At 70.9% G+C, this 20,743-nt stretch carries 17 protein-coding genes; 10 read left to right on the top strand and 7 right to left on the bottom strand.

Annotated elements, in window-relative coordinates; genetic code table 11:
- Positions 1 to 58 precede the first annotated feature (58 nt).
- On the top strand, positions 59 to 613 hold the full coding sequence (locus EDD93_RS00955; protein ID WP_123523344.1) for a DinB family protein: 555 nt from the start codon (positions 59 to 61) through the stop codon (positions 611 to 613).
- Between the two features lie 68 nt (positions 614 to 681).
- The gene (locus EDD93_RS00950) at positions 682 to 1,041 is read left to right on the top strand and encodes a hypothetical protein (RefSeq protein WP_123523343.1); all 360 of its coding nucleotides are present in this window, start codon (positions 682 to 684) and stop codon (positions 1,039 to 1,041) included.
- Between the two features lie 44 nt (positions 1,042 to 1,085).
- Here EDD93_RS00950 and EDD93_RS00945 read toward each other — a convergent pair whose 3' ends face one another.
- Positions 1,086 to 1,985, bottom strand: a complete 900-nt coding sequence (locus EDD93_RS00945) for a LysR family transcriptional regulator (RefSeq protein WP_123527524.1) — start codon at positions 1,983 to 1,985, stop codon at positions 1,086 to 1,088.
- Positions 1,986 to 2,055: 70 nt separating this feature from the next.
- Here EDD93_RS00945 and EDD93_RS00940 point away from each other — a divergent pair, with 70 nt between their 5' ends.
- Positions 2,056 to 2,370 (top strand): hypothetical protein, encoded by a 315-nt coding sequence (locus tag EDD93_RS00940; protein ID WP_123523342.1) that lies wholly within the window; start codon positions 2,056 to 2,058, stop codon positions 2,368 to 2,370.
- Positions 2,371 to 2,435: 65 nt separating this feature from the next.
- On the opposite strand, the gene EDD93_RS00935 is transcribed toward EDD93_RS00940, so the two are convergent.
- Positions 2,436 to 3,068 (bottom strand): YceI family protein, encoded by a 633-nt coding sequence (locus EDD93_RS00935; protein WP_123523341.1) that lies wholly within the window; start codon positions 3,066 to 3,068, stop codon positions 2,436 to 2,438.
- 226 nt (positions 3,069 to 3,294) lie between these two features.
- Between EDD93_RS00935 and EDD93_RS00930 the strand changes: the two genes are divergently transcribed.
- Positions 3,295 to 3,816 carry a hypothetical protein gene (locus tag EDD93_RS00930; RefSeq protein WP_123523340.1) on the top strand — a complete coding sequence of 174 codons (522 nt, stop codon included), beginning with the start codon at positions 3,295 to 3,297 and terminating at the stop codon, positions 3,814 to 3,816.
- Positions 3,817 to 3,897: 81 nt separating this feature from the next.
- Here EDD93_RS00930 and EDD93_RS00925 read toward each other — a convergent pair whose 3' ends face one another.
- From EDD93_RS00925 to EDD93_RS00915, 3 genes are read right to left on the bottom strand one after another with little or no spacing between them, the layout of a single operon-like run.
- Positions 3,898 to 4,653, bottom strand: a complete 756-nt coding sequence (locus EDD93_RS00925; protein ID WP_123523339.1) for a copper homeostasis protein CutC — start codon at positions 4,651 to 4,653, stop codon at positions 3,898 to 3,900.
- A complete protein-coding gene (locus EDD93_RS00920; RefSeq protein ID WP_123523338.1) occupies positions 4,650 to 6,173 on the bottom strand; it encodes a M81 family metallopeptidase in 1,524 nt (507 codons plus the stop codon). Before EDD93_RS00920 ends, EDD93_RS00925 begins: the two co-directional genes overlap by 4 nt.
- A gap of 23 nt (positions 6,174 to 6,196) precedes the next feature.
- A complete protein-coding gene (locus EDD93_RS00915; RefSeq protein ID WP_185092184.1) occupies positions 6,197 to 7,417 on the bottom strand; it encodes an ROK family transcriptional regulator in 1,221 nt (406 codons plus the stop codon).
- A gap of 288 nt (positions 7,418 to 7,705) precedes the next feature.
- On the opposite strand from EDD93_RS00915, the gene EDD93_RS00910 reads away from it, so the two are divergent.
- Genes EDD93_RS00910 through EDD93_RS00890 form a run of 5 tightly spaced genes read left to right on the top strand, consistent with a single transcriptional unit; the run spans position 7,706 to position 14,064 of the window.
- Positions 7,706 to 9,523 (top strand): peptide ABC transporter substrate-binding protein, encoded by a 1,818-nt coding sequence (locus EDD93_RS00910; RefSeq protein ID WP_123523336.1) that lies wholly within the window; start codon positions 7,706 to 7,708, stop codon positions 9,521 to 9,523.
- Positions 9,524 to 9,573: 50 nt separating this feature from the next.
- Entirely contained in the window at positions 9,574 to 10,533 is a 960-nt protein-coding gene (locus EDD93_RS00905) for an ABC transporter permease (RefSeq protein ID WP_123523335.1), read from the top strand.
- Positions 10,530 to 11,426, top strand: coding sequence for an ABC transporter permease (locus tag EDD93_RS00900; protein ID WP_123523334.1), 897 nt, complete (start codon positions 10,530 to 10,532; stop codon positions 11,424 to 11,426). The genes EDD93_RS00905 and EDD93_RS00900 overlap by 4 nt, the downstream gene beginning before the upstream one ends.
- Positions 11,423 to 13,132 (top strand): ABC transporter ATP-binding protein, encoded by a 1,710-nt coding sequence (locus tag EDD93_RS00895; protein ID WP_123523333.1) that lies wholly within the window; start codon positions 11,423 to 11,425, stop codon positions 13,130 to 13,132. Before EDD93_RS00900 ends, EDD93_RS00895 begins: the two co-directional genes overlap by 4 nt.
- Entirely contained in the window at positions 13,129 to 14,064 is a 936-nt protein-coding gene (locus tag EDD93_RS00890; RefSeq protein WP_123523332.1) for an ROK family protein, read from the top strand. The genes EDD93_RS00895 and EDD93_RS00890 overlap by 4 nt, the downstream gene beginning before the upstream one ends.
- 94 nt (positions 14,065 to 14,158) lie before the next feature.
- Here the strand turns inward: EDD93_RS00890 and EDD93_RS00885 are convergent, their stop codons facing one another.
- On the bottom strand, positions 14,159 to 14,809 hold the full coding sequence (locus EDD93_RS00885) for a peptidoglycan-binding protein (RefSeq protein ID WP_123523331.1): 651 nt from the start codon (positions 14,807 to 14,809) through the stop codon (positions 14,159 to 14,161).
- Between the two features lie 334 nt (positions 14,810 to 15,143).
- Positions 15,144 to 16,364 carry a glycoside hydrolase family 64 protein gene (locus EDD93_RS00880; protein WP_123523330.1) on the bottom strand — a complete coding sequence of 407 codons (1,221 nt, stop codon included), beginning with the start codon at positions 16,362 to 16,364 and terminating at the stop codon, positions 15,144 to 15,146.
- A gap of 461 nt (positions 16,365 to 16,825) precedes the next feature.
- On the opposite strand from EDD93_RS00880, the gene EDD93_RS00875 reads away from it, so the two are divergent.
- On the top strand, positions 16,826 to 20,695 hold the full coding sequence (locus tag EDD93_RS00875; protein WP_123527523.1) for an endo-alpha-N-acetylgalactosaminidase family protein: 3,870 nt from the start codon (positions 16,826 to 16,828) through the stop codon (positions 20,693 to 20,695).
- The last annotated feature ends 48 nt before the right edge of the window (positions 20,696 to 20,743 follow it).

Below are 20,743 nucleotides of genomic sequence, written 5' to 3'. Positions count from 1 at the left end.
TGTACGGATTCTAAGGTCGTTCCTGACGGCGGAACAGGAACGACCGAAGGCGGAGACCATGAACGTCAACGAGACGGCCACTCACGAGACGGCCGCACCGGCCCCCACCGGCGAGCGCGCCGACCTGCTGGAGGCGCTGGCCAAGCAGCGGCACTTCCTGCGCTTCACCACCCGTGACCTCACCGACGAGCAGGCCGGGCTGCGGCCCACCGCGAGCGAGCTGTGTCTGGGCGGGCTCATCAAGCACGTCGCCGGGGTCGAACAGGCCTGGGCGGGGTTCATGGTGCACGGAGCCTCGGCGATGCCGGACTTCACCGCCATGACCGAGGAGGACTGGAGCCGGCGGGCGGACGATTTCCGGCTGCTGCCGGGCGAGACGCTGGAAGGCGTGCTGGCCGACTACGCGGAGGCGGCGGACCACACCGACGAGCTGGTCTCCACCCTGCCCGACCTGGGCGTCAGCCACGCGCTGCCGAAGGCTCCCTGGTACGAGGGGGACGCGCGGTGGACGGTCCGCCGGGTGCTGACGCACATCATCGCGGAGACCGCTCAGCACGCCGGGCACGCCGACATCATCCGGGAGTCGCTCGACGGCGCCAAGAGCATGGGCTGACCCGGCCGGTCCGGTGAGACCGGGGCGGTGGCCGTTACCCCCGCTCCGGCCCGGCCGTTGGGTCGATCATGAATACTCGACGCCTGACCACCGCGGTGGGCACCCTCGCCGCCACCGCCCTGCTGGCACTCATGGTGCCCGCCACCACCGCCCACGCCGCCGAGTGCGGGGTCCGTTCCGACGGCCGGCTGTACTGCGGCAACGCCGTGGGCGCGAAGGGGTACGCGGACCGTTCCTACCGTTCGGCGACCCGCGGCACGCTCACCACCGGCTTCAACTGGTTCGCCTGCTGGGGCCACGGCGACCCGCACCAGGGCCAGAACGACATCTGGTACTGGACCCAGCTCGACAACGGCCAGTGGGGCAACGTCCCCGCCGTCTCCCTGAAGACCGGTGTGGACCCGGCCCCCGGCCTGCGCGAGTGCTGAACCGGCGGCCGTAGCAGGCCGGTTCGCGGCCCGGACCCGCCCATTCAGCCGACAGCACCTGAATCCTGGTGCATGGCCGGGTCCGGCCGCGACCCGCTCGCGGAGACCGCGGCGTCGACGAACGAGGCGACGAGCGGCCGCTCGTCGAGCCGTGACCACGCCACGACCATCCGGCTGGGCGGCGCATCGGTCACCGGTTTGTACACCAGCCCCGGGTGGACGGGTTCGACGGACGAGCGCGGCAGGATCGCGACCGTCCGGCCGAGCATGATCAGCTGAGTCATCTGTGCCACGTCCGCGATCTCCGGGCCGCTGCCGCCGATGACGCCGTCGCCGCTCTCGGGCACACCCTTCCAGCGCGGCAGCGTCTCGCCCGCCAGGTCGGCCATCCGCAGCTCCTCGCGACCGGCCAGCCGGTGCCCGCGCGGCAGGATCGCGACGCGTCCCTCGACCAACAGGGTCCTGTGGTCCAACCCGGTCAGATCGTCGAACGGCGCGTACAGCAGCGCGAGATCGGCCCGTCCGTCGCGCACATGGTCGGCCCGGTCGGTGGCGCCGCCGAACAGGACGTCCACTCGGCCGGCGCCCGGTCTGCGGGCGTACGCGGCGAGGATCCCCGACAGCAGGTTCGCGTCGCCGCCCGGCTTGATCACCAGCCGCAGATGGGCCTCGGGCGCACCCGCCCGGCGGGCGCTCTCGGCCGCCGCGCTCACCGCGTTGAGCGCGTGGCGGCCGTGATGCAGCAGCGCCTGGCCGGCCGGTGTCGGCGAGACCCGGCGGCTGGAGCGGATGAGCAGCTGGACACCGAGCCGCGACTCCAGACGCTGGACCGCCTTCGACAACGCCGGCTGGGCGATGGACAGGCGCTCGGCGGCCCGGCCGAAGTGCAGCTCCTCGGCCACCGCGACGAAGTACTCGATCTCACGCGTCTCCAGGTCAGCCATGCCCACAGGTTATCGTCCGAGGCCCGATCGGTCTTGGACTCCGCCCCGGATGCCGGGGTTGGATTGGCTCATGATTGACCACACGATGATCGTCTCGTTCACCGAACCCGTCCCGGACGCGGAGCTGGATCAGTTCCTGAAGGACATCGAACAGCTCATGCGCGACTCCGGGCAGATCACGTCGTTCTCGGCGGAGCACCACATCCGCGTGCCCGCCGACGAGCACAGCCCCGTGTTCGCTGCCACCGCGATCGTGCGGTTCGGCTTCGCGGATCTCGACGCGCTCAACGCCTCGTTCACCGCCTCCGGGGCCGAGGAACTCATCCGGCGCTGGCAGGCCCGTTACCCGTACCAGGTCGTCTGGGCCAACCACCGGCCGCTCTGACCCGACCGCGCCCGCCGTCCGCTCCTCGCGAGGAGCGGACGGCGGGCGCCCGGCGTGCTCCGGCGTCAGGCCTGCGGTGCGGCGGCCTTGATCGCGGAGATGTCGAAGTTCAGCTTCACCTTGTCGCTGACCATCACGCCGCCGGTCTCCAGCGCCGCGTTCCAGGTCAGGCCCCAGTCGGAGCGCAGGATCTCGGTGCCGCCCTCGAAGCCGACGCGCTCGTTGCCGTACACATCGGTGGCGGAGCCGTTGAACTCCAGGTCGATGGCGAGCGGGCGGGTGACGTCCTTGATGGTGAGGTCGCCGGTGACGCGGTACTTGTCGCCGCCGAGCTGCTCGGTGGAGGTCGAGCGGAACGTCATGAGGGGGAACTTCTCGGCGTCGAAGAAGTCGCCGCTGACCAGGTGGCCGTCGCGGTCCGCGATACCGGTGTCCACGCTGGCGATCTTCACGTCGATCGAGACGGTGGAGTCGGCCGGGTTGCCGCCGTCCAGCTTCAGGCTGCCCTCGTGCTCACCGAAGGAGCCCCGCACATTGGTGACCATCGCGTGGCGCACGGTGAACCCGATGCTGCTGTGGGACGGGTCGATCGTGTAGTCGCCGGTGAGGGCGGCCAGGGCCGGGTCGACGGTGGCGGTGGTGGTCGCGGCGGTCGCGGCGGTCGCGGTGTCGTCGTTCTTGCGGTTGAACAGAGCCATGGCTCCTCCTCGGGGACGTGATCGAGCGGGCTCGACGTAGTTGTTTAAGCTTCAACGAGATTCACCGTAACCCCATCTTCTTCAAAGTTCAACATCTAGGGTCCAGGTTGTTCGTCGCGCCGTCACGCATTCACGCGACCGCCACTCCACGCCCTCTGGCGGACGCGCGTAGAACTCGGGCACTATCTCCCTGCCCCCACCTTGTCATGCACAGGAGGAGTCCCTCATGGTGTCCCGAATGACGCTGCGCCCCGTCCTGACCGCTCTCGCCCTCGTCCTCGGAGTCCTCTTCGCCCCCGGAATCGGTGTCGTCTCCGGTGCGACGGACGCCTTCGCCGTCAGCAAGCTCACCCACAGCCAGGCGACCGCCAGATTCAGCTCGTCCGGCGTCACCTGGTCGTCCTCCGGCGGCTGCTCCAACCGCAACGTCGCCACCTGCACCTCGTTCGACCAGCTCAACCTCCCGAGCGCCCAGGGCGCCCAGACGCTGAAGAGCGCCACCGGCTGCGCGCTCAACATCACCGGCGGCACCGAGACCGGGCACGCCAGCGGCACGTACTCGCACTGGAACGGCTACAAGCTCGACTTCGGCAAGACCACCTGTCTCACCAACTACATCCACGGCGTGTTCAGTTACATCGGCCTGCGCGGTGACGGCGCGCCCCAGTACAAGTCCGGCTCCGGCAACATCTACGCGGACGAGGGCAGCCACTGGGACGTGACCTACTACAACTGCGGCGGCTGCTGACGCCCCACGGGCGGCCCCGCGCATGACGGCGCCCCCGCCCGAATCCCGGGCGGGGGCGCCGTCATGCGCGGGCGGCGGTGGTCAGCCCGCCGCCTCCAGGGCCCGTCGCGCACCGGCGACGACCTCGGGGTCGGTGACGAAGTGGGTGTCCTGCTCGGCGGACGCTCCACCCGCGCCGAGGGGGACCCAGGTGCCGCCGGGGCGGCGCGGCGCGCGGGTCTTGGCGGAGAGGTGGACGGAGGCGACGCCGGCCGAGAGCAGGGCCGGGATGTCGGCGAGACGCACCCCGCCGCCGGCCATCACCTGCACGCCGGGGGCGGCGGCGGCCATCGCGGCGATCGTCTCCAGCCCGTCGGCCGCGGCGGGCGCGCCGCCCGAGGTGAGGACCCGGGTCAGGCCGAGGTCGGCCAGCAGCGCGGCGGTGGCCACCGGGTCGGCGGACTGGTCGACGGCGCGGTGCAGGGTGATGTCCACCGGACGGCCCGCGCCGCGCGCCGCCTCGGCGAGCCGGGTGACCGCGTCCGTGTCCAGGGCGCCGTCGGCGGTGAGCGCGCCGATGACCACTCCGGCGGCGCCGGAGGCGATGACGGACCGCACCTCGGCGGCCATGAGCGCGACCTCCTGCGCGTCATGGACGAAGTCGCCGGGCCGGCACCTGACCAGCACCTGCACCGGCAGCCCCTGAGCCGCGACCGCCTCGACCAGCGCGGCCGACGGGGTCAGGCCGCCCAGCTCCAGCGCGGAGCACAGCTCGACCCGGTCGGCGCCGTTCTCCCTGGCGGCGCGGGCGCCCGCCGGTGAGGTGACGGCGATCTCCAGGGCGGGACGGGCGGTCACTCGTCGTCCCCGGTCAGCGGCTGGTCGGAGGCGGGGATGACGCGGGCCGACAGGTCCGGGTCGGCCATCTCCCGGTCGAACGGGAACATCGGGCGGCGGATGCGGTGGTGACCCAGGCGCACCAGGTCCTGGTCCACGCCGCCGGGGGTGAGCGCCATCTTCCAGCCGACCGACATGTCGAAGAGCTCGGGCTCCAGGTAGCCGATCTTCACGATCACGATGTGGGCGCCCCGCGGGTCGAGGCCGAGGTCGGTGAAGTCGTGTTCGTGGTGGTAGGGCTTGCGGAGCTCCGTGAGGATCGCGTACACACTGCCCACCCGGATCACGACCTCGGTCCGTGCGTCGCGGTCGCCGTGCCGGACGGAGTGCACCGTGCCGGTCAGGGTGACCGGGCCCGCGTGCCGGTCGTCGACCTCCGCCCCGGCGGTGACGGTCACGGTGGCGCCGACACCGGCGGCGACGGCGGTCGCGACGGCGTCCGGGCCCGGCACCGAGGCGTAGATGACGGTCGGGCCGTCGTCCTCCCGGAACTCCGGGCGGGCCAGCAGCCGGGTCAGCCCCCAGGTCATGTCACCGGAACCTCCGGCGGTCGGGTTGTCCCCGGTGTCGCTGATGAAGTACGGGAGCCGGTCGGAGCCCAGGGCCTCGTCCAGGATGGCGTCGAAGGTGCCGGTCGGGGCGACGAAGTCGAAGTCGTCGCGGGCCTTCCAGAAGCCCTCGGCCAGCCGCTCCGCACCGGCGGACACGGCGGCCCGGTCGGTGCCCGTGACCACCACCGCGGCACGGTTGCGGGGTTCGTCGGCCCAGGCGTAGCCGACCCAGATCGCGGCGTCGGTCACGCCGTCCATGGCCTCGACGTCGTCCACCGCCGCGTACACGCTCCTGGCCGGCTCGATCCGGGTGGAGGTCTGCTCGCCGGCCAGCAGCACCGGTACCGGCACCCAGGCCTTGACCGGACGGGGCGCCCCGGAGGCCAGCAGTTCCACCAGGTTGCGGACGGCCCGCTCCTTGGTCTCCATGTGGTCCTCGTGCGGGGCCATCCGGTAGCAGGTGATCAGGTCGCTGCCGTGGACGAGTTCGCGGGAGACGTTGCCGTGCAGGTCCATCGAGGTGGAGATGATGACGTCGGGGCCGACGGTGGCGCGGATGCGGTCCAGCAGGACCACCTCGGCGTCGTCGATGCCCTCCACGGTCATCGCGCCGTGGATGTCGTACCAGAGGCCGTCCGGGCGGGGCAGCGCGGCGAGCCGTTCGATCAGCTCGTCGGTCAGCTCGGTCCAGGCGGCGGCGGTCACGGTGCCGCCCGGCAGCGACTTGCCGACCAGGGCGCCGTGCCAGTCGGCCGCCTCGCGCAGTTCCTCACCGTCGGCCAGGAAGGGGTAGCGGTCCAGCACCTCGGCGCCGCGCGAGGGGCGGAAGGCGGCGGCCCGGGTCCGGGCGGGGGAGAAGGTGGAGGACTCGATGCCGAGCCCTGCGATGGCGATGACCGGGCGGGATGCTGCGGTGCGGGATTGCGACATGGCTCCTCGTAGGGGGTCGGGTGTCAGACGTGACGGGGGGCGGGAGCGCCGGACCGTTCGGCTCCGCCCACCTCGTGCAGGGCGTGGGCCAGGGCGCGTTGCAGGGCGAACTGCCCGGCGCCGACCAGTCCGGCGTCGGCGCCGAGCCTGGTCCGCTCGATGGTGAGGTGCTCGGTGACGAGCGGGTGGCAGCTCTCGTAGAGCCGGCTGCGCACCGCGGCGACGAACTGCTCCAGGGTGGAGAGGATGCCGCCGAGGTAGACGGCGTCCGGGTTGAAGAAGTTGACGTTGGCGGCCAGCACCTGGCCCAGGTAGTCGCCGGCCCTGCGGACCGTGCGGGTGGCCAGCGGATCGCCGTCGAGCGCCAGTCGGGCCACGTCCTCGGTGCTGCTCACATCGGCCCCGCGCTCGCGCAGGATGCGGACCAGCGCGGCGCCGGACGCCACGGTTTCCAGGCAGCCGGTGTTGCCGCAGGAGCAGGGGATACCGGCACCCGCGTCGATCCGGATGTGGGTGATGTCCCCGGCGGCGCCGGTCGCGCCCCGGTAGAGGCGCCCCTCGGCCATCACGCCCGCGCCGATCGCGGACCCGATCTTCACCATGATCGTCGGAGCGTTCCCGTCGAGCCGGACGGTGTGTTCGCCGACCGCCATGCAATTGGCGTCGTTGTCCACGGCCGCCGGGACTCCGAAGCGCTCCTCCAGCCAGTCGGTGACCGGGAAGCGGTGCCAGCCGGGCATCCGCGAGGGCCGGACGACCGACCCGGAGGCGACGTCCACGGGTCCGGGCAGCGAGAGCCCGACCCCGCGCAGGCGGCCGGGGCCGCGCTGTCCGGCCAGCGCCTCCAGCGCCTCGGCCAGCCGGGGCAGGGCGGCCTCGGGCCCGTCGCCGATCAGGAAGGGGACGGTCGAGACGTCGCTCAGGCCGCCGCCCGGAAGGACCACGCCGATCCTGGCGTGCCGGCCCCCGAGGTCGGCGGCGACGGCGAACTCGTCATGGCTCCCGATCCGCAGCGCCTTGCGGGGACGCCCGCCGGTGGAGGACTGGGTGCCCTCCTCGGCGACCAGGCCGCGTTCCACCAGGTGCCCCACGGCGAGGGAGATGGTCGAGGCGGCGGCCCCGAGGCGCTCGGCGAGTTCCGTACGTGACGTCGCCTCGCCCGATGCGATCAGTTCCAGAACCCGCACGGCGAGGGAGGGGGTCCCTTTCGTGGCCTTGCGGTCCCACGCACTTATTCCAGTCATGTACAAAGTTACTTCCGCAACGGGGTATGTGGCGGAGACGATACGCCCGCGCTTCGCACAGGGGAACAGTCCCATGAAGGAAGTGCGTCACCCGTAAAATCCCCTTTATTACCCCAAAGGGACCCAAGTTGTCGGGATGAATGGGGCGAGAGGGCTTTCGTCGAAAGTGCAGTAACTTACTTGTTATTAATTCTTGTTTGTTTCTTCGGCAATGGCGGCGTTAGCTGTCGTGAACGCAGCGCCGACCCCCTCCGAGCGGCTGCGGGCCCTTTCACTCCGAGGAGAGTCATGATCCTTACCCGCACGGCGAACAGCCGCCGCTGGGCCCTCACCGCGGGCGTCGCCACCACGGCCGCCGTTCTGCTGTCCGGCTGTTCCGGCGGGGGCACGACCTCGTCCGGCGCCGGCTCGAAGGACAGCATCAACTACGCGCTGCCGGCGAACTTCACGCCGAACTGGATCCTCCCGGTCGGCACCGCCTCCCACCTCAACACCAACAACGCCTCGATATCCCAGTCCCTCTGGGAGCCCCTGATCGCGTACGACGGCTCCACCGGCAAGGTCGGCTGGAACAAGAACAACTCGCTGGCCACCGGCGCCGACTTCGCGAAGGACAGCAAGAGCGTCACGATCACCCTCGGCGACCGGCACTGGAGCGACGGCGAGAAGATCACCTCGCGCGACGTGCAGTTCTGGTTCAACCTGGTCAAGGCCAACAGGGAGGACTGGGCCAGCTACAGCCCGGGGAAGGCGCCGGACAACTGGACCTCGCTGAAGATCGCGGACGACACGCACTTCACGATCACGTTCGACAAGGCGTACAACACCCAGTGGATGCTCGCCAACGAGCTGAGCATGATCCGCCCGATGCCGCAGCACGTGTGGGACAAGACCAGCGACGCGGGCAAGGTGTCGGACCTCGATCTCACCCCCGCAGGCGCCAAGAAGGTCTGGGCGTACCTCAACAGCGCCGCCAAGAAGATCTCGGCCTACGCCACCGACCCGCTCTGGAAGACGGTCAGCGGCCCGTACACCATCAAGTCGTTCTCGACGGCCGGCAAGGTGCAGCTGCTGGCCAACGCCAAGTACGACGGCGGCGGCAAGGCCAACATCAAGACGGTGAACCTGCTCCCGTTCACCACCGCGGACGCCGAGGAGAACGCACTGCGGGCGGGCACGGTCGACTACGGCTACATCAACGCCACCAACCTCAGCCAGGAAGCGTCCTTCACCGCCAAGGGCTACACCCTCAAGCCGTGGGCCGGCTGGGCGATCACGTACATGCCCTACAACTTCAACAACCCCACCATGGGCCCGGTCTTCAAGCAGCTCTACGCCCGCCAGGCGATCCAGATGTCGGTCGACCAGACGACCCTCTCCAAGGTGATCTTCAACGGCACCGCGGTCTCGACCTACGGCCCCGTTCCGCAGGGCCAGACCTCCGCCTTCGTCTCCTCGAAGCAGAAGGACAACCCGTACCCCTTCTCCACCGGCAAGGCGAAGAAGCTGCTCACCGACCACGGCTGGGCCGAGCAGGGCGGCACCATGGTCTGCACCCACCCGGGCAGCGGCGACGACCAGTGCGGCGCGGGCGTGGACAAGGGCACGAAGTTCCAGATGCAGGTGCTGTCGCAGTCCGGCTCGACCGTGACCGACAACCTGATGAGCGCCCTGCAGTCCTCCTTCGCCAAGTCCGGCATCGGCTTCAGCATCAAGACCGCACCGGTCAACTCCGTTCTCGCACAGGCCGGTCAGTGCAAGGCCGGCGACTCCGGCTGCAAGTGGCAGCTCTCCTTCTTCGGCAGCGCGGGCAGCTGGTACTTCCCGGCCTACCCGAGCGGTGACTCCCTCTTCGCCACCGGCGGCGCCTCCAACTTCGGCAGCTACACCAACCCCGCCGTGGACAAGCTGATCGGCGAGACCACCACCGACTCCTCCCCCGCCGCCATGCAGAAGTACAGCGCCGCGCTGGCCGAGGACCTCCCGGTGGTCTGGCTGCCGGAACCCGACTACCAGGTCTCCGTGGTCAAGAGCGGCCTCGGCGGCTTCGCCCAGGACTCGCTGGCCAACTTCCACCCCGCCATGTGGAAGTGGACCAACAAGTAGGCCCGGTCGCCGACCATGCGCACCACTGAGCCGAAGCGACCGGAAAACACATGAGTACTTCCTCTTACCTGATCAGGCGGGTCCTCCAGGCCGTCGTGGTGATCGTCATCGTGACGATCGTGGTCTTCGGTCTGCTGCACGCCCTGCCCGGGGGTCCCGCACGCGGGATCCTCGGCCCGCAGGCCACGCCGCAGCAGATCACGTCCTTCAACCACGAGCAGGGCCTCGACAAGCCGTTGCCCGTGCAGTACTTCTACTACCTGAACCAGCTGTTGCACGGCGACCTCGGGACCTCGTACACCCTCAACGAGCCGGTCTCCCAGCTCATCACCGAGCGGCTGCCGAAGACCCTGCTCCTCACCGTCCTGTCGGCGGTCGTCGGCCTGCTCCTGGCGATCCCGCTGGGCATGTGGCAGGCCATGCGGCGCAACAAGCCGGCGGACTACGTCATCACCACGCTGAGCTTCATCGCCTACTCCACGCCCGTGTACTTCCTCGGGCTGGTCCTGGTGCTGGTGTTCAGCCAGACGCTGCCGTGGTTCCCCTCCCAGGCGCCGCAGGGCGACACGCTCGCCCAGGTGATCTCCGATCCGCAGGCACTGGTCCTGCCGGTGGTCGCGGGCGCCGCCTCGATGATCGCGGTGTTCAGCCGCTACATGCGGGCGGCCACCCTGGAGAACCTCTCGGAGGACTACGTCAGGACGGCGCGGGCCGGCGGCACCCGCTCCCGCGCCCTCCTGCGGCGGCATGTGTTCCGCAACTCGCTGACGCCGGTGGTCGCCATGCTCGGGTACTACGTGCCGGTGCTGTTCGGCGGTGCGCTGGTGGTCGAGCAGCTCTTCAACTACCCCGGTATGGGCCTGCTCTTCTGGACCGCCGCCCAGTCCTCCGACTACCCCGTGCTCCTGGGCTGCGTGCTCGTCATCGCGGTCGCCACGGTGACCGGCACGCTCCTCGCCGACATCGTCCAGCGTGTCATCGACCCCCGAGTGAAGGCAGGCCGGGCATGAGCGCCGTCATCCAGCCGGGCCAGGTGCCCGCCACGGCCACCACCCCCGCGGCGTCCGGCTCCCGCCTCGCCCTGCGCCGCTTCCGCCGCAACAGGCTCGCCGTGGTCGGGCTCGGCGTCGTGGCCTTCTTCATCCTGTTCTGCTTCGTCGGTCCGCTGGTGTACTCCACCGACCAGACCCACACGATGCTCCAGCAGGTCAACCTCGCACCCAGCGGCTCGCACTGGCTGGGCACCGACGCCGTCGGCCACGACGTGCTCGGCCGGCTCATGTACGGCGGCAAGGTGTCGCTGATCGTCGGTCTCGCCGCAGGCGTGCTGGCCACCGTCATCGGCACCCTGTGGGGCGCCGTCGCCGGCTACGCGGGCGGCTGGGTCGACGCGGTCATGATGCGGGTCGTGGACGCGGGGATCGCCATCCCGGCGCTCTTCATCCTGCTGGTGGTCTCGGCGATCACCACCCCGGACCTGACGGGAATGATCGTCATCCTGGGCTTCGTCTCCTGGCTGGTGCCGTCGCGCCTGATCAGGGCGGAGACGCTGAGCCTGAAGAACCGCGACTACGTGCTGACGCTCCGGGCGATCGGCGGGACGCACGGCCGGGCGATCATCCGGCACATCCTGCCGAACTCCGTCTCGACCATCATCGTCGCGGCCACCTTCCAGATCGCCGACGCCATCCTGCTCATCGCCTACGTCTCCTACCTGGGCCTGGGCGTCCAGCCCCCGGCCACCGACTGGGGCGGCATGCTGTCGGCCGGTCTCACCGCCGCGTACTCCGGCTACTGGTGGCTCATCGTTCCGCCCGGCCTGGCCATCATCCTGGTGGTGTGGGCGTTCAACGCGATCGGGGACGGGCTCCGCGACGCATTCGACGTGAGGGGACGCGGATGACCGTCACCAAGGGTCCCGCCGCACCACAGGCCGGACCGATTCTCGAACTCGACGACCTCGGCGTCGTCTTCACCACGGAGACCGGTGAGGTACCGGCCGTGCGCGGTGTCTCCCTGCACGTCGAACCGGGCGAGACGCTCGCCCTCGTCGGCGAGTCGGGCTCCGGCAAGTCCACCATCGCGCTGGCCGCGATGGGCCTGCTGACCGGCAACGCCCGTGCCACCGGCAGCGCCGTCATCGCGGGCACCCAGGTGGTCGGCGCCCGGGAGAACGACCTCGCGTCGCTGCGCGGCCGGACCGCCTCCATGGTGTTCCAGGAGCCGGCCACCGCCCTCGACCCGCTGACCCGGGTCGGCAGGCAGATCGCCGAGGTGATCCGCAACCACCGTGAGATGTCCCCCAAGGACGCCTCGGCCGAGGCCGTCGGGCTGCTGCGCAAGGTCGGCATCCCCGAACCGGAGAAGCGGGCCAGGGCCTACCCCTTCCAGCTCTCCGGCGGGCAGCGCCAGCGCGTGGTCATCGCGATGGCCATCGCCAACGACCCCGCCCTGCTGATCGCCGACGAGCCGACCACCGCTCTGGACGTCACGGTGCAGGCCGAGATCCTCGACCTGCTGCGCCGGCTCGCCGCCGACACCGGCACCGGCGTCCTGCTGGTCACCCACAACATGGGCGTCGTCGCCGACTTCGCCGACCGGGTCGCCGTGATGTACCGGGGCGAGATCGTGGAGACCGGACCGGTCGAGGACGTGCTGCTGCGGCCGTCCCACGAATACACCCGCCGCCTGCTGGCCGCCGTGCCCCGGCTGTCGGTGGCCGAGGCGGGCCAGACGGCCCCGGCTGCCTCCGCCCCGGACCCGGAGGCCGAGCCGGTGGCCGAACTGCGCGACGTCAGCGTGGACTTCGGCCGCGGCAAGAACGCCGTGCGGGCCCTGGACGGGGTCTCCTTCGCCGTGCACGCCGGCCAGACCCTGGGGCTGGTGGGCGAGTCGGGTTCCGGCAAGTCCACCGCCTCCCGGGTCGCGCTCGGTCTGATCGCGCCGAGTTCCGGCACGGTCTCCCTGTTCGGCACCGACCTCGGCCGCGTCCGGTCCCGCGCCCGCCGGGCCCTGCGGGCCGGCGTCGGCGTGGTCCTCCAGGACCCGGTCGCGTCGCTGGACGCCCGGATGACGGTCGGCGAGTGCGTCGCCGAGCCGCTCAGGGTCCACCACCGGGGCATCTCCGCTGCGGACCGCCGGAGCAAGGTGGCCGCCATCCTCGACCGCGTCCGGCTGCCGCGCGACGTCGCCGACCGGGCACCCCGCGAGCTGTCCGGCGGTCAGCGCCAGCGGGTGAGCCTGGCCCGCGCGCTGGTCCTGGAGCCCCGGCTGCTGGTCGCCGACGAACCCACCAGCGCGCTCGACGTGAGCGTGCAGCAGGCCGTACTGGAAGTGATCTCCGAGCTCCAGGACGAGCTGGGCTTCGCCTGCCTCTTCGTCTCCCACGACCTGGCCGTCGTCCAGCACTTCGCGCAGCGCGTCGTGGTGCTGCGGAACGGCCAAATCCAGGAGCAGGGCCCCACCGGGGCGACCCTCCTGCACCCGGAGACCGACTACACGCGCGGCCTGCTGGCCGCCGTACCGGTGCCCGACCCGGTGATCCAGCGCGGCCGCAGGGCCGAGCGCCTGGCCGCACTCTCGGCCGTCCGAACGGAGGACCGGGCATGAACGCGTACGACCGCAGGCTCTTCGCCGGCGTGGACATCGGCGGCACCACCACACAGGTGGTCCTGTGCGACGACGACCTGACCGTCCTGGACCGGGCCGGGACGACCACCCCGGCCGCCCACGGCGGCCCGGCCATGATCCGCGCGGCGCTGGACGCGCTGACCCCGCTGCTGGAGCGCACCCCCGGCCGGCTCGCCGGCTGCGGGGTCGGCGCCGCGGGCGTCGTGGACTCCGCCACCGGTCACATCCTGGTGGCCAGCGACTCCTTCACCGGCTGGGCCGGTTTCGGGGTGACGGACGCCGTCCAGGACGCGCTGGGAGTCCAGGCCTTCCTGGACAACGACGTCAACGCCTTCCTGTCCGGGGAGACGTCGTCCGGCGCGGTCCGGGACGAGCCGGACGTACTCGGGATCACCCTCGGCACGGGTGTCGGCGGCGCGTTGTGGAGCGGCGGCAGGCTGTTCACCGGCCCGCACGGCGCGGCCGGCGAGATCGGGCACATCCCCGGCTTCGGCGACCTGCTCTGCTCGTGCGGCGGACGAGGACACCTGGAGACCCTGGCCGCCGGCCGCTCCATCGGCGCCCGCTACACGGAGCGCACCGGCCGGCGGCTGACCGCCCGCGAGGTCGCGGGGGCGGCGGAGCGCGGCGACGAGGACGCCCTCGCGGTGTACCGGGCCGCCGGTGCGGGCATCGCGCGGGCCATCGTGATGACGGCGGGCGTCGTCGACATCACCACGGTGGTCGTGGGCGGCGGGGTCAGCCACGCCTGGCCGCTGCTGGGCCCGGTCGTCCGCGCGTCGCTGGCCGAGGAACCGCCGGTGAGCGGTCACCCCGTCCGGCTGGTCCGGTCCGGCCTGGGCGCCGACGCCGTGCCGGTCGGCGCCGCGGCACGGGCCCGGCGGGAACTCGCGGTGGGCTCCCGGGTCTGAGGGCCCCTGGCCGCACGTACGACGGCGCCCCCCGGCCGACACGGCCGGGGGGCGCCTGTACGCGTGGGGGTAGCGACGGGATGGGGGGAGTGTCTCAGTAGATCGGGTCGACCGTGGGGCCCTCCTGGGCGAGCAGGTCACGGGCGAACTGCTCCCACTGCGCGTACGCGTCGGGGAAGGCCGACACCTGCACCGCCTGGCACACCTCGCCGGGCGGCCTGGTCTGCCAGTTCGCGATCTGGATCAGGCCCGGATTGCTGCCGAACGGGGCCACCCCGTAGAAGGACTTCGATGACGTGGGGACGTCCGTGATCTGCTCCGGTGTTCCCCAGCCGGTACTGGGCCGCTGCTGGAAGATGCCGAGCGAATCGTGGTCGACCGGCGTCGTGTAGTTGACGAACTTGGATTCCTGCATGGCCGTCATCAGAGCGATGACCTGCCCCTGATCCGGAATCCGGGCACCCTTTCCGACGCCGATGACGTTACGGGCGTTGGCCAGTTCGGCGGGGCCGAGATCGGCGGCGACCGTGAAGACCGTCCGCAGTTCGCTGTCCGGCGCCGCCCGGAGCGACCGGGCGGTGGCGGCGTCGACCGTGCCGGTGGGCCGAAGACCGTGAGCGGCCTGGAAGGAGCGCAGGCCGTGGTGGGGGGCGGGTGCCGCCTGGGCGGCCGCCGGAACGGAAAGCAGAATCCCGGCGGCGGCCGCGAGTGCGGCGATGAGCTGAACCATTCTCTTCTGTCGCATGACGGCACGGTGTCGCGGGACCGAATATGGCGTCAAGGTCCTTATTGGGAAAGAGAGTTGACGGATAGCGGTGAATCGGCTGTCGTCCCAGGTGAGGGAGTCGCGCACGAAGGGGAACGGCGGGGAAACGAAAGCAGGGAAATGCGCACCGTCATCGGTTCGACCAATGAAGCAATTCCCTTTTGTTTCCCGTTGTCGCAAGTCCTGACGCGGCCGGCCGGTACGGGGCCGGGTGCCCGTATCCGTATCCGTATCCGTACCCGCACCGACGCCCGCGCATGGCAGGGCCCCCGTCCCGCCCGGACGGGGGCCCTGCCGGTCTGCGTGGGGAAGGTCAGGAACCGACGCTCACCGTGAAGCGGCGCGGGTTGCCGTCGTTCGCGGCGCCCGAGACGTCCGGTTCGCCGTCGGGGCGTACGTCGTCGTACGGGAAGGCGTAGCCGATCGGGCTGTTGGCGTGGACGATCCGCGACCAGTGGTTGGTCACGTCGCCCTGGTAGTAGTCCGCCACCGTGGTGCCGTTCGGCTGGTCCGGGTGGCTGAGCATGATCGACCGGTTGAAGCCGGCCGCGATCCGCGCCAGCAGGGCCTTCTTGTCGTCGTTGTCGGCCGGGTTGTTGGCGAACGGGCCGCCGTTGCAGGTGAAGATGTCCTGCGAGCTGGGCTTGGAGAAGGTGTGCCCGCCGTCGAAGGTCAGGGTGTCGCCCGTGACCCGTCCGGCGAGGACTCCGCGTCCGCCCTGGAGGTCGATCCGCAGGTCGGTGGAGCGGTACTTCTCCCAGACCTCGTCGACCTGTGAGGTGAACAGGTTCCCGAACGGCATGTCGCCGCCGGACGACGCCATCAGGTTCTGCGGTGAGATGACGCGGAGTACGTTGCCGTCCGAACCCCGCTTCACCAGCTGGTCCCAGGGCTGCCCGTCCGCGGCGGCCTGGGCGGTGAGGTCGTCGGCGATCCGCTGCACGGCGCCGTCCGGGAGCGGGGCCACGGTGTGCGTGCTGTCGCCCTCCAGGGTCAGGCCGATCGGCAGCGCGGTCACCAGGTCGACGTAGCTGATGTTCGCGTACAGCTGCGACGGGTTGAAGGTGAACTCGCAGAACGACCAGGTGCGCCCGTAGTTCGAGTCCGTGGCGTTGGCGAAGGCCGGCTCGACCAGGGCGGGTCCCGGGTTGAGGTAGAAGTCCAGGGTGTCGTCGCGCACGAAGTAGACCCGCGCCCCGTACATCTGGGGGAGCGTCACGACGACGGGCGCGCCGCCCGCCGCGTTCAGCGGGATGGCGCAGTCGACCGGCAGCGGGGTCTGCGGGGCCGACGGGGACTCGGGGTGGTAGACGCTGCCGTCGGCCCGCAGCAGCACCCAGCGGTCGGTGCCCTGCTCGTGGCCGGTGACGTAGGCGTTGACCTTGCCGGACAGGGACTTGTTCTCCAGGGCCAGTTCGCAGGTCGCGGCGGCCGCCGACGCGCTCGGGCTCAGCGCGCTTCCCCACAGGGGGTAGGTGAGTGCGGTCGCGGAGGCGGCGGCGCCGCCCGTCAGGAACAGTCTGCGCGAAATCACGAGGGGACTCCTGAGGCGTGGGGGGTGGTGAGGGGAGGTGAAGCGGGTGGTGATGGGGGGAGATGAAGGGTGGGGGGGGAGATGTGGGGGGTGGCGATCGGCGGGGGACAGGAGACTGTGGACGGCGGGATGGTGCGGGGGAGGTGGAACGAGCGCGTCCGCGGTGCGCACCACTCTTGCGAGGGCTGCGGCGACCGTCAAGACTTGTGACTGAGAGCGCTCTCAAAAATCGAAGGTCTTCACAACTCGACGCACAGAGTCGCTACTTGACGTGTTCCACCCCGCACGCATCCGGCCGCCGTGATCAACAACTGAACACGGAGCCGGTGCCGCGCCCCGCGCTCCCCACGCGCTCCCCACGTGGGCTTACTTGGACTTACGCAGAGCGGTTGTTGGACTGGAGGGGCCCTCGGCGCCGTACGTCGTTGACGGTGTCCGGACACGGCGACTACGCAGAGCACATGTCGCCAAGATTCACTACGGCGGGCGCTGCTGCCGCCGCCTCAGCCGCCGTCCTGGCTCTGGTGGGGACCGCCCTCCCCGCCTCAGCCGCCGCCCCCGCGCCCGCCCCGGCCGCATCGGCCGTCCCGTCGGGCGCCGTCATCGCCTCCGCGCAGCTCGCCGTCGCCGTCGCGGACGACTTCCCGCGCGTCCTGACGTACACCGACCGCGCCTCCGGGAATCAGCTGTCCGGCAGCACCCGGCCGGTCACCGCCGTCACCCTCAACGGCGCCGCGCACGACGTGAAGCTCAAGGGCGCGCCCCGGATCACCAGGTCGGCCGCCCGCTACACGCTGACCTTCCCCGACCTGCCCGGCGTCGAGATCGACGCCTCGCTCTCCGTCTCGGGGCGCGCCACCACCTTCAAGGTGACCGCCGTCCGCGACACCGCCGCCTTCCGGGTCGGCACGATCGACATCCCCGGCCACGACCTCGTCTCCGTCGCGAGCACCGACGCCGGAGCCGCCACCGCCTTCACCAAGCTCGACCCGGACTCGACGAGGACCGCCGACGTCTTCGCGAAGGTCACCGACGCCACCAAGGCCGACGCGGCACCGGTCGGCGGCACCTACGCGATCGTCAATACCGGATCGCTCGCGGCCGCCGTCGAGTCCAACTCCTCGTACGACAAGCCCGCCGGCGCCACCGGCGGTGACGACGCCCGCTTCTGGCACCAGGCCCGCAAGGCCGACGACGGCTCGACGCGGGTCGGCGTCTGGTCCGGGCAGTGGACCTACCGGGGCGAGGGCGCACCGAAGCCTTCGAGCGGCGACGACCTGCCCTGGGCGAAGGTCGTCGTCACGCCCGACGCCAACGGCGACAGGTCCGTCGACTGGCAGGACGGCGCCGTCGCCTTCCGCTCCATCGGCGTGGTCGCACCGGGCAGCGAGGACACCGCGGACCGGGTCGTCACCCACATCCCGTTCAACTTCGCCAGCCAGGCCACCCACCCCTTCCTGCGCACCCTCGACGACGTCAAGCGGATCTCCCTGGCCACCGACGGCCTCGGACAGCTCGCGCTGCTCAAGGGGTACGCCTCCGAGGGCCACGACTCCGCCCACCCCGACTACGGCGGCAACTACAACAAGCGCGCCGGCGGGCTGAAGGACCTCAACGAGCTCCTGAAGGACGGCAAGAAGTGGGGCGCCACCTTCGGCGTCCACGTCAACGCCACCGAGGCCTACCCGGAGGCGAAGGCGTTCGACGAGAAGCTCGTCGACAAGTCGAAGCCCGGCTGGAACTGGCTGAACCAGAGCTACTACATAGACCAGCGCCGCGACATCAACAGCGGCGACCTCGCCAGGCGCTTCCAGCAGCTGCGGGACGAGACGGACAGCAACCTCAGCATGCTGTACATCGACGTCTACTACACGCACGGCTGGATCGCCGACAAGACCCTCCAGTCCCTCCAGAAGCAGGGCTGGAACGTCTCCAGCGAGTGGGCCGACAAGTTCGAGCGCGGCTCGCTCTGGTCGCACTGGGCCAATGACCTCGACTACGGCGGCGCCACCAACAAGGGCCTCAACTCGCAGATCATCCGCTTCATCCGCAACGACGAGAAGGACGTCTGGAACAACGACCCGGTCCTCGGCCAGAGCGCGATCGACGAGTTCGAGGGCTGGACCGGCGAGACGGACTGGAACGCCTTCTACGACAACATCTGGCAGCGCAACCTGCCCGCCAAGTACCTCCAGCAGCAGAAGATCACCCGCTGGGACGGCAACGACATCACCTTCACCGGCGGAGTCAGCGGCAGCGTCGAGGACGGGAAGCGGACCTTCTACGACCACGGCCGCAAGGTGCTCAGCGGCACCGACTACCTGCTGCCCTGGGACGGCGGCAAGAAGCTGTACCACTACAGCGAGTCCGGCGGCACGAGCAGCTGGGCGGTGCCCTCCAAGGGCACGTACACCGTCTACAAGCTCACCGACAACGGCCGGGTGAAGACCGGCACGGTGCGTCCCGTGGACGGGAAGGTCACGCTGACGTCCGAGGCCGGACAGCCCTACGTCCTCTACCCGGACAAGGCACCGAAGGCCGCCGACGCCAAGTGGGGCGAGGGCACCCCGGTCGAGGACCCCGGCTTCAACGACGGCAGGCTCGGTGACTGGTCGAAGACCGGCACCGCCGTCCGCGACACCGACGGCCAGGGCCGCAACAGCGCGAAGCTCTCCGGCACCGGCACGGCCGCGCTCTCCCAGTCCATCGGCGGGCTGAAGCCCGGCGCGCGCTACACCGCGTCCGCCCTCATCGAGGTCCAGCCCGGAAAGACCAGGCACACCACCCTGTCGGCCGGCGGGAAGTCCGTCGCCGTGGACCGCTCCACCGCCAAGGACCAGGTCGCCGCGTCCGACTGGCACGGCACCTACTTCCAGCGCGCGAAGGTGAACTTCACCGCCCCGGCCAACGGGCGCACCACCCTGCGCATCGAGGCGGCCGGCGGCAGCGCGGCGACCGTCCGCGCCGATGACGTACGCGTCGTCGCCAACGCCCCGGCCACGAAGAAGAACACCGTCGTGTACGAGGACTTCGAGGACGTCGACCAGGGCTGGGGCCCCTTCCTCAAGGGCGACGCGGGCGGCTCCACAGACCCCCGCACCAGCATCTCCCAGCTGCACGCCCCGTACACCCAGGCAGGCTGGAACGGGAAGCTCATCGACGACGTGCTCGGCGGCAGCGAGTCCCTCAAGGCCCACGAGGAGAACGCCGGACTCGTCTACCGGACCACGCCCTGGACCGTGCCGATGGCCGACGGCCACCGCTACCGGGTCGAGTACGACTACCAGTCCAGCCACGCCGGCGCCTACGAGTGGGTCGACGGCTACGACCGGATCACCGCCGACGGCAAGCCCGGCTCGGTCGAGACCCGGGCCACCGCCATCGGCGCCCAGCACACCACCGGCCACTTCACCGAGACCGTCACGGCGGGCTGCGGCGACACCTGGACCGGGCTGCGCAAGCGCGGCGACGCCCCCGAGGGCGCCGACTTCGCCCTCGACGGCTTCACCGTGACCGACCTCGGCAAGGCCCCCGCGGGCGAGCAGGCCGCCTGCGGCACGCTCACCGTCGCACCGGCCGCAGAGACCCTGGAGCCGGGCACGGCCAACACCGTGAAGGCGAGCTTCACCAACTACGAGGCCACCGGCGTCACCGGCGTCACCGTGGGCCTGACCGTCCCCGAGGGCTGGCACGCCGAGCCTGCGGGCCCCGTCACCTTCGACTCGGTCGCCGCCGGTGCGAAGGTCACCGGGAGCTGGCAGGTCACCCCGCCGGTGGATGCCGAGTACCGGACGTACGCACTGGGTTCGCAGGCGGCGTACACGGTCGGCGGCGAACGGCGCACCCTCGGCGCGCAGACCTCCGTACGGACCCTGCCGCCGCCGCCCACCACCGACAGCTGGGCCAGTGACCTGGACTGGACGGCCTCCGAGAACGGCTGGGGACCGGTCGAGCGCGACCTCTCCAACGGCGAGACCGGCACCGGCGACGGCACCCCGCTGACCATCGGCGGAGCGGTCTACGAGAAGGGCCTCGGCACCCACGCACCCGCCAAGGTCCGCTACTACCTGGGCGGGAAGTGCACCTCGTTCACCGCCGAGGTGGGCGTGGACGACGTGCAGAAGAGCGCCGGCAGCGTGCAGTTCTCCGTGACGGCCGACGGCACCGAGAAGGTGAAGTCGCCGGTCCTCAAGGCCGCCGACAGCGCCTGGTCGCTGACGGCGGACGTCACCGGCGCCAAGTACGCCGAACTGGTCGTCGGCGACGGCGGCGACAGCAACGGCAACGACCACGCCGACTGGGGCAGCGCCCGCTTCCACTGCGGAGGCTGACCGGCTCCATGAGGGGAGGGGGCGGGCCGAAGACGGCCCGCCCCTTCC

The sequence above is a fragment of the Streptomyces sp. 840.1 genome, from assembly GCF_003751445.1.
Taxonomy (GTDB): domain Bacteria; phylum Actinomycetota; class Actinomycetes; order Streptomycetales; family Streptomycetaceae; genus Streptomyces.
The sequence above is the reverse complement of the archived record's forward strand: the minus strand, read 5'-3'. Positions and strand labels throughout refer to the sequence as shown.